Origin of the sequence: Pseudomonas sp. TWR2-1-1 (genome assembly GCF_049897045.1) — a bacterium.
Classification (GTDB): Bacteria; Pseudomonadota; Gammaproteobacteria; order Pseudomonadales; family Pseudomonadaceae; genus Aquipseudomonas; species Aquipseudomonas versuta.
On sequence record NZ_JAFCVM010000002.1, the window covers coordinates 150,321 to 166,068 of the forward strand.

Here is a 15,748-nt window from a genome sequence, read left to right on the forward strand (position 1 = left end):
GGGCGGGCAAGAAACAGGCGGGGTAAAACATGAAGGCAGCCACTGGGGCTGCCTTCATTTTTGACGTCAGGCTACCGGATTGATCGGCTTTTCCGGGTACCACACGTCCAACAGCGGGCTAACTTCAACGCTGGTCAGCTCTGGGCGAGCTTTCAACCAGGCTTCAACAGCGGCACGCTGCTCTTCGCTGACCGAACCGCGCTTCTGCAGGCAAACCAGACCGTAGTCGTCGCCGCCAACATAACCCAGACCGTTAGCTTCCATGGCTTCTTTCAAAAACGCTGCGAGGAATGCATCGATAGCCTCTTCCGACAGGTCTTCTTTGAAATCCAGGTTCAGCTCAAAACCCAGCTCCTGAAATTCATCAACGCACAGTTTTTTGCGCAGACGCTGGGAACGATTAGTAGCCATTGAACAATCCTCATAAGTAATTACGGGCGGCACTTTAGCAGCTTAAGGCCGCAGTTGCCCGGTTCCATGTGAACGGTTCATCGTTTTCTATATTTAATAAGCCAATACCGGCATTACGCGGATGCACAAGCCCGCTGAGCTTGGGGCATAATGCCGATACTTTTATGACTATCGAAGGCCTTTTTATCATGCCTTCTTATTTTTCCCCCTCGCCTGCAGGGTTTTACTTCATATGATCAAATCTTTACGACCATTGCTTCTGGCCAGCCTGTTTTTACCGCTCGCCTTCGGCGCCAGCGCCGCCCCTGTCAACTCCACTCTTTCGCCAAAAGTCCAACAAGCACTCAAGACCAACAAGTTGCAAAACGATGCGCTGTCATTGGTCATGATCCCGCTCGATGGTCCTGGTACGCCGACGGTATTCAATGCCGACGTATCAATGAACCCTGCCTCCACAATGAAGCTGGTAACCACTTACGCAGCCCTTGAAATGCTCGGCCCGACCCATCAGTGGAAGACCGAGTTCTATACCGACGGCACCCTGAACAACGGCATCCTGCAGGGCAACCTGTACCTCAAGGGCGGCGGCGACCCCAAACTGAACATGGAAAAGCTCTGGTTGCTGATGCGCGACTTGCGCGCCAACGGCGTGCAGCAAGTCACCGGTGACCTGGTGCTTGACCGCAGCTTCTTCGAGCAACCGCAGCTCCCGGTTTTTAACGACGACGGCAACGACAAGAACAAACCGTTCCTGGTTAAACCCGATTCGCTGATGGTCAACCTCAAGGCACTGCGCTTCATCGCACGCAACGACGCAGGCAAGGTGCTGATTTCGGTCGAGCCACCCATTGCCAGCATTCGGATCGACAACCAGGTAAAAGCCGTCAACAGCAAGCAATGCACAGGTGATGTCCGTTACAACCCCGTCACGCAAGCCGACGGCTCGGTCCTGGTCACCGTCAGCGGCCAGCTGGCCGATGGCTGCAACTCGCAAACCTACCTGTCTTTACTTGACCACGCCACTTACACCGCCGGTGCGGTACGCGCTATCTGGAAAGAGCTGGGTGGCAGCATCCAGGGGCAAGACCGTCAGGCCGGCGTGCCAAAAAATGCAAAATTGCTGGCCCGGGCCTACTCGCCGGATCTGGCCGAGATTATTCGCGACATCAACAAGTACAGTAACAACACCATGGCCCAGCAGCTGTTCCTGAGCCTGGGCGCGCAGTTCCGCAACGATGCCGATGGTGACGACGCCAAAGCCGCACAGCGTGTCATACGCCAGTGGCTGGCCAAGAAAGGCATAACCGCGCCACATCTAGTCATGGAAAACGGCTCCGGCCTGTCGCGCGCAGAGCGCGTCAGTGCACGGGAAATGGCGCAAATGCTCCAGGCCGCCTGGAAAAGCCCGTATGCCGCCGAGTTCATCAGTTCCCTGCCCATTGCCGGCAAAGACGGCACCATGCGCAAGCGCCTGAAAACCACGGCAATGAACGGTCAGGCCCACATCAAAACCGGCACCCTCAATACCGTGCGCGCGATTTCAGGCTTCAGCCGCGACAACAATGGTCATACCTGGGCGGTAGTGGCGATCCTCAACGATCCTCGCCCATGGGGCGCTTCATCCATTCTTGATCAGGTGCTGCTGGACCTGTATCGCCAGCCGGCTCTGGCCGACAGTTCGGTCTCCATCGCGCAATAAAGCCTGGTGATCGCCAGCTTGCCGCTGTGAACACATTTAGCACGCAATAAAAAACGCCCCCGGTCTTGCGATCGGGGGCGTTTTTATTTGTGCCGGTATCAACCGCCCTTAACGAGCCGTGATTTTCCATGCACGGTGGATTTTGCTGTTGCGGGCAAAGTCCGGGTCGATGGTGCTAGCGGTAATTTCTTCTACCGCATAACGCGCTTCCAGATTTTCATCGAGGATGAATTTGCGGAAGTTGTTCGAGAAGTACAACACGCCGCCCGGTGCCAGTCGCGCCATGGCCAGGTCCAGCAACTGCACATGGTCACGCTGGACATCGAAGATGCCTTCCATACGCTTGGAGTTGGAGAAGGTCGGCGGATCGATAAAGATCAAGTCGTACTCTTCACGGCAGGCATCCAGCCACGCCATCACATCGCCCTGCTCCAGACGGTTCTTGTCCGAGAAACCGTTGAGGGACAGATTGCGTCGCGCCCAGTCCAGATAGGTTTTCGACAAGTCGACGCTGGTAGTGCTGCGCGCACCGCCCTTGGCTGCATGCACACTGGCGGTTGCGGTGTAGCAGTACAGGTTGAGGAAGCGCTTGCCGGCTGCCTCTTTCTGGATGCGCATCCGCATCGGGCGGTGGTCAAGGAACAACCCGGTGTCCAGATAGTCCGTGAGGTTCACCAGCAGCTTGACGCCACCTTCATTGACCTCGGTGAACTTGCCCTGGGCACTTTGACGCTCGTACTGCTTGGTACCGCTCTGGCGCTCGCGACGCTTGACGATCACCCGGCTTTTGTCGATGTTCAGCGCCTGCGGAATGGCCGCCAAGGCATCGAACATACGGGCCGAGGCTTTTTCCGGATCGATGGACTTGGGGGCCACGTATTCCTGGACGTGAACCCAGTCGTGATACAGATCGATAGCCATCGAGTACTCAGGCATATCGGCGTCGTATACGCGGTAGCAATCAATACCTTCGCGCTTGACCCACTTACCCAGCGCCTTGAGGTTCTTTTGCAGACGGTTGGCAAACATCTGCCCGCCTTCGCTCAAGCGCGGCTGCTCGATCACCACAGGAGCCGGCTTGATCGGGTTACCGTTCTTGTTGAATTTCTCGTACTTGCCCGGAGCTTCGATGTTGGATGGCAGGTCTGATTCGACCTGCTCACGCTCAGCCTGACGCTGTTCAGGCGTGCGACGCTCGCCAGTCACGAATTGATCCGGAACCACCTTGATCAGCAACAGCTTGCACGGCAAGGCACCATTCCAGAACGAGTACTGCTTGTGACTGCGAATACCCATGCGCTTGCCCAGATCCGGGGCACCGGTGAATACGGCCGCCTCCCAGTTCAGACAGGCCTGACGCAGGCGCTCGCCAAGGTTCTGGTAGAGATAGAGCAAGCTAGCCTCATCCCCCAGCCGCTCGCCGTAGGGAGGGTTACAGATGACCAGGCCTTTCTGGTTCTGATCCGGGCGCGGTTCAAATGTCGCGACCTCTCCTTGATAGATCTTGATCCAGTGACTCAAGCCTGCACGCTCAATATTGTTGCGTGCCGGCTGGATCAGACGAGGATCGGCTTCGTAGCCACGAATCCACAGCGGCGGCTTGGCCATACCGGCTTCTGCACGCGCAGTAGCTTCTTCATGAAGTTTCTTCCAGATTGCCGGAACGTGACCCAGCCAGGCGTCAAAACCCCAGTGAATACGATTGAGGTTTGGAGCCATATCGGCAGCAATCATCGCGCCTTCGACCAAGAACGTACCCACGCCGCACATCGGGTCAGCCAGGGCAGCGCCTTCAGCGGCCATACGCGGCCAACCGGCACGGATCAGGATGGCTGCAGCGAGGTTTTCTTTGAGTGGCGCAGCACCTTGCTGCAGGCGATAACCACGCTGGTGCAAGCTGCTGCCCGACAGGTCCAGAGACAAAATCGCTTCGCCACGATCAAGACGCAAGTGGATGCGCATGTCAGGGCTGATCTTGTCGATGGAAGGACGCTCGCCAGAGGGCGTGCGCAGTTTGTCGACAATGGCGTCTTTAACCTTCAAGGCACCAAAGTGAGTGTTGTCGATACCTGAGCCATGGCCGCTGAATTCAACGGCCAGCGTGCCGTCCGGGACCATGTGATCCTGCCATTCAATATCCAGCACACCGTGATACAGGTCTTCAGCGTCCTTCATCGGGAAGCGCTTGAGTACCAGCAACACACGGTTGGCAAGACGCGACCACAGACACAAGCGGTAGGCAGTTTCCATATCCGCCATGCCACGAATGGCCGAGGTGTGCTCGCGGGCTTCCTCAAGGCCAAGACCAGTGGCCTCCTCAAGGAGAAGACCTTCAAGGCCTTTGGGGCAGGTAAGGAAGAGTTCGTAACGATCCGACATGGGATTCCTGGGCTTTAAGCTATCAGTGAGCAGGCAACGCATTACCTGCTCCGTTTTCAATCAAGCGCTTTTCTTGAAGAGCGCTCGTGTGGCACGAAACTGTGCCGTTCCACCCCGGCGATCGTCCATGCCCTGAGGCAGGAAGAGTTTAGACGCAGAGGCAGGTCATTCATCGAGAAACAAATGGTCATGTTCAGACCCTTCGTCGAATAGTAACCCAGCAAAACAGGTAACTATTCGCAGTAGAGAATGAAACACATCATCTTTGTAAACACTCGCCCTATCAGGCTTTGGTCGAAACCAACCCTGCAGAAACAGCCGTTCTTATGGCCATAACACCATTATCGTTACGTCCTTATGACAAAACGATCATTCACACGCTTAGGCGCATTGGTTAGAACTGAACTCAGGTTGTCACCGCACAGGTGACAACAAAATGCTCGCCACGCCGGCAGCGAGCATACCAACGGCAGAACACTCTGCCCCGACCCTTGGTAGGTCGACGCGATATAAAACAGTCAACAAGTGAGGGCAACACCCTATGAGAAGACTTAAGCGTGATCCGTTGGAAAAAGCTTTTTTACGCGGATATCAATACGGCGTTCATGGAAAGTCCCGTGAGCTTTGCCCATTTACTCTACCGTCGGTACGCCAAGCCTGGATTAACGGCTGGCGCGAGGGACGCGGCGACAACTGGGACGGTATGACTGGCACTGCGGGCATCCATAGACTCAACGAACTCCACGCCGTCGGCTAACTCTGGGCACACTCCGACATCACCTCGAAGCTACATCGACTTAACCATGCCGTCCTATCCGGGCAGCGGGCTTCGGCCCAAGGGCTCCTTTTGGGAGCCCTTTTTTATGCCTGCCTGTCGACACTTCTACTTTGTGAGAGCGGTTATTTACGAGCCAACGCGGAAATGGCATCGACCGACTCTCGAATCAAGGCCGGTCCCTTGTAGATAAAGCCCGAATAGAGTTGAACCAGGCTAGCACCCGCAGCGATTTTCTCAGCTGCGTACTTGCCCTCAGTGATCCCGCCTGCGGCGATGATCGGCATGCGCCCTGCCAATTCTTGCGCCAGCACCTTAACCGTGTGGGTGCTCTTGTCGCGAACCGGAGCACCGGACAAACCACCCGCTTCGTCACCATGCTCCATGCCCTCAACCCCGACACGACTTAAGGTGGTATTGGTCGCAATCACTGCATCCATACCAGTCTCAAGTAACGCCTGTGCCACCAGCACGGTTTCTTCGTCAGTCATGTCCGGAGCAATCTTGATTGCTAGAGGGACACGCTTGCCGTGGAGCTTTGTCAGTTCGTTCTGACGCAATTGTAGGGCTTCAAGTAACTGCTTGAGAGAATCACCAAATTGCAAGCTGCGTAAACCAGGTGTATTAGGCGAGCTGACGTTCACGGTTACATAGCTGGCATGGGCATACACCTTGTCCAGGCAGATCAGGTAGTCGTCGACTGCGCGCTCAACCGGCGTGTCGAAGTTCTTGCCGATGTTAATGCCCAGGATACCGCTGTATTTTGCTGCCTGAACCCGTGTCAGCAGGTGGTCCACGCCGAGGTTGTTGAACCCCATGCGATTGATGATCGCCTGCGCTTCCGGCAATCGAAAGATGCGTGGTTTTGGGTTGCCTGGCTGAGGCCGCGGAGTAACCGTGCCGATTTCAACGAAGCCAAAACCCAACTGTGCGAAGCCATCAATAGCCGCACCATTTTTATCCAGACCGGCAGCCAAGCCGACCGGGTTCGGAAATTCGAGCCCCATGACTGTCACTGGCAGTTTTGCCGGCGTCTTGCACAACAAACCATTGAGCCCCAGACGGCCACCAGCGCCGATCAAATCCAAAGACAAATCGTGAGAGGTTTCAGGGGAAAGTTTGAAGAGCAACTGGCGGGCCAGGTTATACATGGGCTCAATAGTCTCGAAAATGACTTGAATAGGGCGCGATTATAGCCGCGCATACCCTGCGCAAGCGAGGGGCAGACGTATCACAATGATCCGTACCCGGCTAAATCGCAGGCAAAGAAAAACCCGGCCTAAGCCGGGTTTTTCTGAACAGCCTAGCTAAAAATTACTTAGCTTCTGCTTGAACGGTAGCTTCTACGCGACGGTTCAGAGCACGGCCTTCTTCAGTTGCGTTGCTTGCAACTGGGTTAGCTTTACCGTGACCAACTGCGTCTACACGGTTAGCTGCAACACCTTGGTTAACCAGAGCTGCACGAACAGCGTCAGCACGACGTTGCGACAGTTTCAGGTTGTAGGCGTCAGTACCAACGCTGTCAGTGTAACCAGCAACAGTAGTGTTGGTCGCAGGGTACTGCTTCATGAAATCAGCAACGTTGTTGATGTCAGGCATGTACTGCGATTTAACAACCGACTTGTCGAAGTCGAATTTCACGTCAAGTTCAACGCGAACTACTTCAGCGATCGGAGCTTCTGGCTCTGGCTCAGCAACTGGTGCTGGAGCTGGAACTGGAGCAGGAGCTACTTTACCGCCGTTGCCGCCGAAGTTAACACCCAGGCCAACGGTAGGAGCGTAGTCCCACTTGCCGTTGTCCAGTTTGTAGTCAGCTTCAACGCCTGCACGAGCGAACAGGTTGTCAGTGATGTACCACTTAACACCAGCGCCAGCTGTCAGGAAAGTCGACTTGTCGCGACCGCTGTGGCCATCAGCCTCAACGTTGGTCATGCTCTTGTGAGCAACACCGCCGGAAACGTATGGACGCAGAGCGTCGCCAACGTTACCGAAGTGGTACTGAGCGTTTAGACCAAAGTTGTCGCCTTTGATTTTCTGGTGGCCAGTGCCATCAGCCGAACGGGTGTGGTCAGTAGTGTCGTAGGTCAGGTTCAACGAAACGTCGTCGGTCAGGAAGTAACCGATCGATGCGCCTGGGTTGTAACCGTCTTCTACGTGCTTGACGCTGTCGTTGTACTGTTTTTTGTAGAACAGTTCACCCTCGACCGCGCCTTGGCCTTGTGCCAGGGCACCGAACGAAGTTGCGGCTACAAAGGAACCAATGGCAATGCCCAAGGTGTTTTTCAGTTTCATCCGTTAAATCCCCATCTGGTGATTGTAAAGCAGTCCCACATACCGGGGGACAACTCGGCGACAAGTCTATCAGACCTTGCCTACACGTAGAGCCATTTGCGCTGAACTAAGTTTCAGCAATACCTGCAAATTTCTCACGTAATTTATCTAGAGCGCGCTTGTATCGCATCTTCGTCGCACTCAAACCCATATGCATTATGTCTGCGATTTCCTGAAATTCCAGTTCTGCGACAAAACGCAGCACTAAAATCTCCCGATCTATCGGGTTCACATGCACCAGCCAGCGATCAAGTCCGCCCTTTTCCTCAGGTTTCGGCGCCTTTTCTTCAGACGCTTCCTCGAGGGGGTCAATACTCAATGCGTCCATCAAGCGACGCTTTCGCCGTTCCTTTCGATACTGTGTAATGCATTCGTTATAAGTGATGCTATATAGCCATGTTTTGAATTTCGATTTCCCCTCGAAATTTTTCAGACCGTACAGCACCTTTAGCATTACTTCCTGACAGACATCATCCGCGTCCCTATCGTTCCCTAAATACCTTGAACAAACGTTGAACAGCGTACGTTGATAGCGACGCATCAGCTCTTCGTAGGCGCGCGTGACGTGAAACAACTCATCATGCGCGCGCGCCACCAACTCCTCATCAGAGAGCTCGCGGGGGTCGTAGCGCATGGATAGCGATTGGGCTTTATTCAAAACGAGTCGTGCCGACAGTCAGGTCAATGTCCGCCGCTGCCTTTGGAACAGGCTTTTTTGCGGTGGCATACATTAGCAGGGTTTGCCGCATCAGCGGCTGGTCACGTGCTGCTCCAGCAAGATCCGATTAGAGATGGAGACTAGCTCACCCTCATCGGTCAGCAACGTGGTTTTAACCGTGCCTATTTCTTCAATCTGACCTGCAACCTCACCCACTCGAACGTCCTGCCCAACCTGATACAACTCACGCACATAGATCCCGGCAAGAATCTGCCCCGCAATTTCCCTGCTTCCAAGCCCCATTGCCAAAGCCACAGCCAGGCCAACGGTAATCAACACGATCACAATCACATGGTTGAGCAGGTCAGTCTTGACCTCCAACTGGCTGATTGCCACGGAAATACTGATGATGATCACCAGCCCTTGCGCCACACGCCCCAGACCGCCTGCGTAATCAAACCCGACACTCTCGGCAGCGCCACGTACAAGACCGTTGAGCAACTGTGCAACCAGCACACCGACCAACAACACTAGCAGCGCACCAAAGACCTTGGGCAAGTACAGCGTAAAGATGTCAAGCGTAGCAGAGACGCGTTCCAGCCCCAGCGACTGGGCAGCGGAGACCAGGAAGATCAGAAGAATGAACCAATAAACAATTTTGCCAATAAGGGTCGAGATCGGGACTTGAATGCCTGCGCGCCCCAGGATCTTGGTAAGCCCGGTGCCGCCCATCAAACGATCGAGGCCCAACTTGGCAAGCAACTTAGAAAGCAGGGTATCCAGCAGTTTGGCAACCACGAAGCCCAACAGCACCACCACCAACGCCCCGAAAAGGTTAGGGATGAAGTTGGCAATTTTGGTCCACAAGGCAGTCATTGCCGTGACCAGGCTCTGGGTCCAGAGATCAAGTTCCATGTTCAATCAGCCTTATCAACAGGGCGAGCAGCAGGTTTGCGCCGCGAAACGGGCGCAATATGAGCCGAACCGTTATTCAAAGCAATCATAAGTGCTTGCACCCAACGCCCCAGCAGACTGAAAAGATCACCCGCACCCACCTGACGGTTAGCGGTTTTCAGCACTCGGCCCAGGCAGGCGTCATCGTCACGGGTGGACGGCGGCGACTTGAGCATTTCACGTAGCGACTGTTCAAACGGATCGTGCATAAGCACCTCTCGGTATGTCTGTAAAAGACGCGAACAACTTTATCGGCGTCACATGTGCCCCGTTCAAAGCCACTGCAAACGACGATAAAACCACCATTGCCCTACGCCAATGACCAGCATCAAGATGCAGATCACGGCAAAGCCATAGGGATCATTGGAGAGTGGAACACCCCCCACGTTGATCCCGAGCAAACCGGTAAGAAAGGTGATGGGCAGGAATATCCCGGTGAGTACGCCGAACCGGTACATGATGCGACTCATGCGCACATTCAAACGACGATCTTCAGACTCAAGTACCAGCCCCACGCGCTCGCGGGTCAACTCAAGCTCTTCCAGATAGCGGGTCAGGCTGTTGTTCAGTTCGTTCCAGTAATCGGCGTCATCCGAGCTGAACCACGGTAATTTTGTCCGCGTGAGCTGTCCGAAAATGTCCCGTTGAGGCGCCAGAAAACGACGCAAGGCAGCAGCCCTTCGGCGAATCTGCAAAATAGCCCCATGCTCCGGGGTATACCGTTCGTCGGCATCTATTTTATCCTCTTCGTCATCGACGATTTCCGACAGCTCGCTGATCAAGTCTTGCACTTTCAACGTCAGATGCTGAGCCAGATACAGGATCAATTCAGCAGGATTTCCAGGCCCTTCACCCAGCGAAAACTCACCGAGCAGCTCGTCGGTGGCCCGCAGCGGACGCATACGCAAGGAAATTACCCGCTGGGCACTGCCGAAAATACGCAGCGAGACCATGTCTTCCGGCTCGGCCCCCGGGTTCAGATTGACGCCACGCATGAACAACAACAGCTCATTGTCGGGCAGAGGCAGCAAGCGGGGGCGGGTATTCTCTTCCAGCAGCAAATCACAACTGAAGTCACTCAAGCCGCTCGAGTCGCGCAACCAGTTCTGGGTCTGCGGATGGCTGCGATCCCAATGCAACCAGATGCTTTCATGCGCTTGCAACTGCAGATCGTCCAATTCGGTGCGTGCAATCGAACGCGCACCGCCTTTGCCGTCCAGCACCAGCGCATGGACCAGTCCCCATTGAGCGTTTTCGTCCTCGAACATCCCTGATCCTTAATGGTGATACGTTTAGCCCGGCATTTTCAGAGCAGTTGGCGAAATGATAACGCCATTGTTGTCGGCGTAAATGAATTCTCCGGGGCGAAATGTGACACCTGCAAACGTTACCGGCACATTCACATCACCCAGACCGCGCCTGACGGATTTGAGCGGGTGACTGGCCAATGCCTGCACCCCCAGGTCGGTTTGGGCTAGAACATCGACATCGCGGATACAGCCGTAGATCACCAGCCCTTCCCAACCGTTTTTCGATGCTTTCTCAGCAATCATGTCGCCCAGCAAGGCATGGCGCAGAGACCCACCGCCGTCGACCACCATCACTTTGCCCGTGCCATTGAGCTCAGCCTGCTCCTTGACCCGGGAGTTGTCCTCGAAGCACTTGATGGTCACGATCTCGCCGCCAAAGGAGTCGCGCCCGCCAAAATTGCTGAACATTGGCTCAAGCACCTGCACTGAATCGGGGTAGGCATCGCACAGATCGGGAGTGATGTAGTGATTCATGAAGTAACTCCTGTTTTGAGTCGCGCAGCAGGGGGAGGAAAAACAACACTAGCTTTATAGACGCTCTGAAGCAGGCTGACTGTATATGTTTACGCACCTATCAGCGAGAACACACCACAAGCCCAGACGCCTAACGTGACCACATTCACAGGCAACGTCACATATTAGCCGCACTCGCACCACTCAAAACCCCGGATTAAAACCCGCTGACCTGTGCAAAACCGTCTTCAGCCACTGCCACGCAGTGCTGGGCCAGCCAATTGCGCACCAGCGGCCACACTTCTTCCCGGGCGGCCTGGCTTACCAGCATCTCAACGTGACTGAAATCAGAACTGAAACCCTGCTTGCACCCCAAAGTCACGAAAGTAAGCTGCTCTGAGCCCAACTGGTCGTAGAGTTTTCGGCACGCCCATTCCGGAGTTTGCCGATCGCCCGCGGCAGCGACGGCCAGTACGGGCACACGGACTTCGGCCAGACCCGCCCACCAATCCTTTTCAGAATCTTTAAAGCCCCCCATAAAACCATTCCAGCGCAAGGTTTCCAGGGCGATGCTGACGGGCTCGTCTTCGGGACCTCGCTTGAGCCATGCACCCGAGAGTTGCGTAAAGCGCTTCAACAACAGATAAGCGCACCACTGCACCGGCGGGATTTTCAATAACCAATAACGACGATTGATCTGACAGCCAAAAAACGCCGCGGAGGCCACGGCTTCATCACCCAGATACTGACCGCCAAGGGCCGCTGCCAGACTGATCCCACCTTGAGAGTGGCCGATCCAGTGCGGGATGCTCCCGCTTAACTCGCGTACAAAGGCACCGATGGCCGGCAAATCATAACGGGCGTAGTCCGCCACACGGTTCTTGTTCCAGCTGATATTGCGCGCCGAAAGACCATGACCGCGCATTTCAGGAAGCCACACATCAAAGCCGGCCCGGGCCAGAAATGCCCCCAGCCCCACCCCTTTGGGCGAGTACCAGAATCGCCGATTGGAAAAGCTGCCGTGCAACAGGATAACCGGCACACCGCGCACCTGGCTGGCGTCAGCCATGCCCAGCCGGGTCACCACCAGCTCCACGGAAATGTCCGGGCTATTGGCGGGTTTCAAGCGATAAACGTCTTCGCTCAGATCACTCCGACGCTCAGCGCTAATCAGGGCAACGGGAAAAAGATGACTGCTGCTTTGCATAATGCTCTTGCACAAAAAAGGGCGACTCCACAGAGGAACTCGCCCTACCACTGCTTATAAAGAGCAGAGCAGCCCATTGGCTGCCCCGCCCTTCTCTCAACGACTCAAGCCTGGGCTTGACCTTCAGCCAGGAAGAACCAGGTTTCCAGCACGGTGTCAGGGTTCAGGGACACGCTTTCAATGCCCTGCTCCATCAACCACAGCGCCAGATCCGGGTGATCGGACGGGCCCTGGCCACAAATACCGATGTACTTGCCAGCCTTGTTGCACGCCTGAATGGCGTTGGACAGCAGCTTTTTAACTGCCGGATTACGCTCGTCGAACAAGTGGGCAATCACACCGGAGTCGCGGTCCAGACCCAGGGTCAACTGGGTCAGGTCGTTGGAACCGATGGAGAAACCGTCGAAGAATTCAAGGAACTCTTCGGCCAGAATCGCGTTGGACGGCAACTCGCACATCATGATGATGCGCAGGCCATTTTCGCCACGCTTGAGGCCGTTTTCAGCCAGCAGGTCGATGACCTGGCTCGCCTCACCCAGGGTGCGCACGAAAGGCACCATGATTTCGACGTTGGTGAAGCCCATCTCGTTGCGCACACGCTTGAGGGCGCGGCACTCGAGTTCGAAACAATCGCGGAAGTTTTCGCTGATGTAACGCGAAGCGCCGCGGAAGCCCAGCATCGGGTTTTCTTCTTCGGGCTCGTACAGCTTGCCGCCGATCAGGTTCGCGTACTCGTTGGACTTGAAGTCCGACAGACGCACGATCACTTTCTTAGGCGTAAATGCGCCAGCCAGAGTGCTGATGCCTTCAACCAGTTTTTCGACATAAAAACCGACCGGATCGTCATAGCCAGCGATACGCTTGTCGACGCTATCCTTGATTTCCTGCGGCAGGCCGTCGTAGTTCAACAGTGCCTTGGGGTGCACACCGATCATACGGTTGATGATGAATTCCAGGCGGGCCAGACCCACGCCGGCGTTCGGCAACTGCGCGAAGTCAAAGGCGCGATCCGGATTGCCGACGTTCATCATGATCTTGAACGGCAGTTCCGGCATGGCATCGACCGAGTTCTTCTTGATATCGAAGCCCAGCTCGCCTTCAAAGATAAAACCGGTATCACCTTCGGCACAGGAAACAGTCACGCCCTGGCCGTCTTTCAACAGCTGGGTCGCGTTGCCGCAACCGACCACGGCCGGAATACCCAGTTCGCGCGCGATGATCGCCGCGTGGCAGGTACGCCCGCCACGGTTGGTGACGATTGCACTGGCACGCTTCATGACCGGTTCCCAGTCCGGATCAGTCATGTCAGACACCAACACGTCGCCCGGCTGGACCTTGTCCATCTCGGACACGTCCTTGATGATCCGGACCTTGCCTGCGCCGATACGCTGACCGATCGCGCGGCCTTCCACCAGCACCGTGCCGGTCTCTTTCAACAGGTAGCGTTCCATGACATTGCCGGCACTGCGGCTTTTCACGGTTTCAGGGCGCGCCTGAACGATGTACAGCTTGCCGTCGTCACCGTCTTTGGCCCATTCGATGTCCATCGGGCACTTGTAGTGCTTCTCGATGATCATCGCCTGCTTGGCCAGCTCGCTGACTTCAGCATCAGTCAGGCAGAAGCGGGCACGGTCGGCCTTGTCAACGTCGATCACCTTGACCGACTTGCCGGCGCTGGCTTCTTCGCCGTAGATCATCTTGATCGCTTTGCTGCCCAGGTTGCGACGCAAAATCGCCGGGCGACCGGCTTCCAAAGTCTGCTTGTGGACGTAGAACTCGTCCGGGTTGACCGCGCCCTGCACAACAGTTTCGCCCAGCCCGTAGGCGCCGGTGATAAACACTACATCACGGAAACCCGACTCGGTGTCCAGGGTGAACATCACACCCGCGGTCCCGGTTTCGGAGCGCACCATGCGCTGCACTCCTGCCGACAGCGCGACCAGTTTGTGGTCAAAACCCTGGTGCACGCGGTAAGAAATCGCACGATCGTTGAACAAGGAGGCAAATACCTCCTTGGCCGCACGGATCACGTTTTCAACGCCACGAATATTCAGAAAAGTTTCTTGCTGACCGGCAAAGGATGCATCCGGCAAGTCTTCAGCGGTAGCCGAGGAGCGCACGGCAACAGCCATGTCCGGGTTGCCCTGGGACAAGGTTGCGAAAGCCGTACGAATTTCTGCGTTGAGCTTCTCCGGGAACTCGGCTTCCATGATCCATTGACGGATCTGGGCCCCGGTCCGGGCCAGGGCGTTAACGTCATCAACATCCAGCGCGTCCAGCGCCGCATGAATCTGATCGTTCAAGCCGCTCAGTTCAAGAAAATCACGATATGCCTGGGAAGTGGTGGCAAAACCACCGGGAACCGAAACACCAGCGCCTGCAAGATTACTGATCATCTCGCCGAGGGATGCGTTCTTGCCCCCCACATGCTCTACATCATGGACGCCGAGCTTATCGAGGGAAACTACGTACTCTACCAAGGTGATCTCTCCACTAACTGTGTTGGAAAAGCTCAGGGCGCTGAATGCTCATCTAGGGGGCATCGCAGCGATTGTGGCCTGGACCTGGAAAATAAGTGAAACTGCCGGCCATGTAGCGCGACAAAATCGCGCCTATCATATCCAACAATCGTCACCAGCTTAAGGCCCAAGGCGCAAATGAAACGATCTGCTTTCTTTATCTCCGATGGCACCGGCATTACCGCCGAAACCCTTGGCCAGAGTTTGTTGGCACAGTTCGAAAATGTGACCTTCAGCAAGTTCACACGCCCCTATATAGATAGCGTGGACAAAGCGCGGGCAATGGTACAACAAATCGATAACGCCGCCGAAAAAGACGGAGTTCGCCCGATCATCTTCGACACCATCGTCAATCAGGACATCCGCGAGATCCTCGCCACCTCCAATGGTTTCATGATCGACATCTTTTCCAGCTTCCTCGCACCGCTGGAGCAAGAGCTCGACGAGCACTCCTCCTACTCGGTCGGCAAGTCGCACTCCATCGGCCACAACTCCAATTACATGGAGCGCATCGAGGCCGTGAACTTTGCCCTCGACAACGATGACGGGGCCCGCACCCACAAGTACGACAAAGCCGACCTGATCCTGGTGGGCGTGTCGCGCTGCGGCAAAACCCCGACCTGCCTTTATATGGCAATGCAATTCGGCATTCGCGCGGCCAACTACCCGCTGACCGATGACGATATGGAAAGCCTCAAGTTGCCGGCAGCCTTGAGCGCGCACAAACACAAACTCTTCGGTCTGACCATTGACCCTGACCGCCTGACAGCCATTCGCAACGAGCGCAAGCCCAACAGCCGCTATTCAAGCTACGCCCAATGCGAATTTGAAGTGCGCGAGGTCGAGCTACTGTTCCAGCGTGAAAACATTCCGCACATCAACTCCACGCATTTCTCGGTAGAAGAAATCTCGGCCAAAATCCTGGTCGAAAAAGGCGTGGAGCGACGCTTCAAATAACCCACCGCCTTACCCTGTGGGAGCTGGCCCGCCAGCGATGACATCAGTGCGCACGGCCTGATACTCCGGGCCGCCCGCATCGCTGGCAAGCCAGC

The 15,748-nt window shown here is 55.7% G+C and carries 14 protein-coding genes; 3 read left to right on the plus strand and 11 right to left on the minus strand.

The features are described 5' to 3' along the window. Positions 1–66: 66 nt before the first annotated feature. Positions 67–411: a YggL family protein gene (locus ACP7BO_RS05645; RefSeq protein WP_003441192.1), complete on the minus strand. Its 345-nt coding sequence runs from the start codon at positions 409–411 to the stop codon at positions 67–69. 232 nt (positions 412–643) lie between these two features. On the opposite strand from ACP7BO_RS05645, the gene dacB reads away from it, so the two are divergent. Next, entirely contained in the window at positions 644–2,110 is a 1,467-nt protein-coding gene (dacB, locus tag ACP7BO_RS05650; RefSeq protein WP_060694324.1) for a D-alanyl-D-alanine carboxypeptidase/D-alanyl-D-alanine endopeptidase, read from the plus strand. Positions 2,111–2,218: 108 nt separating this feature from the next. Here the strand turns inward: dacB and rlmKL are convergent, their stop codons facing one another. After that, positions 2,219–4,489, minus strand: a complete 2,271-nt coding sequence (gene rlmKL, locus ACP7BO_RS05655; RefSeq protein ID WP_397454470.1) for a bifunctional 23S rRNA (guanine(2069)-N(7))-methyltransferase RlmK/23S rRNA (guanine(2445)-N(2))-methyltransferase RlmL — start codon at positions 4,487–4,489, stop codon at positions 2,219–2,221. 541 nt (positions 4,490–5,030) lie between these two features. Between rlmKL and rmf the strand changes: the two genes are divergently transcribed. Next, the gene (gene rmf, locus ACP7BO_RS05660; RefSeq protein ID WP_019827662.1) at positions 5,031–5,246 is read left to right on the plus strand and encodes a ribosome modulation factor; all 216 of its coding nucleotides are present in this window, start codon (positions 5,031–5,033) and stop codon (positions 5,244–5,246) included. 143 nt (positions 5,247–5,389) lie between these two features. On the opposite strand, the gene ACP7BO_RS05665 is transcribed toward rmf, so the two are convergent. The 9 genes from ACP7BO_RS05665 to ppsA all read right to left on the minus strand — a co-directional run bounded on the left by ACP7BO_RS05665 (position 5,390) and on the right by ppsA (position 14,657). After that, positions 5,390–6,415 (minus strand): quinone-dependent dihydroorotate dehydrogenase, encoded by a 1,026-nt coding sequence (locus tag ACP7BO_RS05665; RefSeq protein WP_060694328.1) that lies wholly within the window; start codon positions 6,413–6,415, stop codon positions 5,390–5,392. Positions 6,416–6,578: 163 nt separating this feature from the next. Beyond that, the gene (locus ACP7BO_RS05670; protein WP_397454472.1) at positions 6,579–7,556 is read right to left on the minus strand and encodes an OmpA family protein; all 978 of its coding nucleotides are present in this window, start codon (positions 7,554–7,556) and stop codon (positions 6,579–6,581) included. Between the two features lie 106 nt (positions 7,557–7,662). Beyond that, positions 7,663–8,253 carry an RNA polymerase sigma factor SigX gene (gene sigX / locus ACP7BO_RS05675; RefSeq protein WP_029612359.1) on the minus strand — a complete coding sequence of 197 codons (591 nt, stop codon included), beginning with the start codon at positions 8,251–8,253 and terminating at the stop codon, positions 7,663–7,665. Positions 8,254–8,343: 90 nt separating this feature from the next. Further along, a complete protein-coding gene (locus ACP7BO_RS05680; protein ID WP_003441169.1) occupies positions 8,344–9,168 on the minus strand; it encodes a mechanosensitive ion channel family protein in 825 nt (274 codons plus the stop codon). A 2-nt stretch (positions 9,169–9,170) separates the two neighbouring features. Continuing rightward, positions 9,171–9,416, minus strand: coding sequence for a CrfX protein (locus ACP7BO_RS05685; RefSeq protein ID WP_397454473.1), 246 nt, complete (start codon positions 9,414–9,416; stop codon positions 9,171–9,173). A gap of 63 nt (positions 9,417–9,479) precedes the next feature. Beyond that, a complete protein-coding gene (locus ACP7BO_RS05690) occupies positions 9,480–10,475 on the minus strand; it encodes a CorA family divalent cation transporter (protein ID WP_060694334.1) in 996 nt (331 codons plus the stop codon). A 24-nt stretch (positions 10,476–10,499) separates the two neighbouring features. Then, positions 10,500–10,991, minus strand: coding sequence for a ribonuclease E activity regulator RraA (rraA, locus tag ACP7BO_RS05695; protein WP_060694336.1), 492 nt, complete (start codon positions 10,989–10,991; stop codon positions 10,500–10,502). Between the two features lie 196 nt (positions 10,992–11,187). Beyond that, positions 11,188–12,177: an alpha/beta fold hydrolase gene (locus tag ACP7BO_RS05700; protein ID WP_426209059.1), complete on the minus strand. Its 990-nt coding sequence runs from the start codon at positions 12,175–12,177 to the stop codon at positions 11,188–11,190. 104 nt (positions 12,178–12,281) lie between these two features. Then, positions 12,282–14,657, minus strand: coding sequence for a phosphoenolpyruvate synthase (gene ppsA / locus ACP7BO_RS05705; RefSeq protein ID WP_010655860.1), 2,376 nt, complete (start codon positions 14,655–14,657; stop codon positions 12,282–12,284). 177 nt (positions 14,658–14,834) lie between these two features. On the opposite strand from ppsA, the gene ppsR reads away from it, so the two are divergent. Next, on the plus strand, positions 14,835–15,653 hold the full coding sequence (ppsR, locus tag ACP7BO_RS05710; protein ID WP_060694339.1) for a posphoenolpyruvate synthetase regulatory kinase/phosphorylase PpsR: 819 nt from the start codon (positions 14,835–14,837) through the stop codon (positions 15,651–15,653). The last annotated feature ends 95 nt before the right edge of the window (positions 15,654–15,748 follow it).

What these genes read in the sequence shown, in the direction of transcription:
- ACP7BO_RS05665 (WP_060694328.1), bottom strand. Translation starts at nt 6,415, where the DNA reads ATGTATAACCTGGCCCGCCAGTTGCTCTTCAAACTTTCCCCTGAAACC.
- dacB (WP_060694324.1), top strand. Translation starts at nt 644, where the DNA reads ATGATCAAATCTTTACGACCATTGCTTCTGGCCAGCCTGTTTTTACCG.
- ACP7BO_RS05685 (WP_397454473.1), bottom strand. Translation starts at nt 9,416, where the DNA reads ATGCACGATCCGTTTGAACAGTCGCTACGTGAAATGCTCAAGTCGCCG.
- ppsR (WP_060694339.1), top strand. Translation starts at nt 14,835, where the DNA reads ATGAAACGATCTGCTTTCTTTATCTCCGATGGCACCGGCATTACCGCC.
- rraA (WP_060694336.1), bottom strand. Translation starts at nt 10,991, where the DNA reads ATGAATCACTACATCACTCCCGATCTGTGCGATGCCTACCCCGATTCA.
- rmf (WP_019827662.1), top strand. Translation starts at nt 5,031, where the DNA reads ATGAGAAGACTTAAGCGTGATCCGTTGGAAAAAGCTTTTTTACGCGGA.
- ACP7BO_RS05680 (WP_003441169.1), bottom strand. Translation starts at nt 9,168, where the DNA reads ATGGAACTTGATCTCTGGACCCAGAGCCTGGTCACGGCAATGACTGCC.
- rlmKL (WP_397454470.1), bottom strand. Translation starts at nt 4,489, where the DNA reads ATGTCGGATCGTTACGAACTCTTCCTTACCTGCCCCAAAGGCCTTGAA.
- ACP7BO_RS05690 (WP_060694334.1), bottom strand. Translation starts at nt 10,475, where the DNA reads ATGTTCGAGGACGAAAACGCTCAATGGGGACTGGTCCATGCGCTGGTG.
- ACP7BO_RS05670 (WP_397454472.1), bottom strand. Translation starts at nt 7,556, where the DNA reads ATGAAACTGAAAAACACCTTGGGCATTGCCATTGGTTCCTTTGTAGCC.
- ACP7BO_RS05700 (WP_426209059.1), bottom strand. Translation starts at nt 12,177, where the DNA reads ATGCAAAGCAGCAGTCATCTTTTTCCCGTTGCCCTGATTAGCGCTGAG.
- ACP7BO_RS05645 (WP_003441192.1), bottom strand. Translation starts at nt 411, where the DNA reads ATGGCTACTAATCGTTCCCAGCGTCTGCGCAAAAAACTGTGCGTTGAT.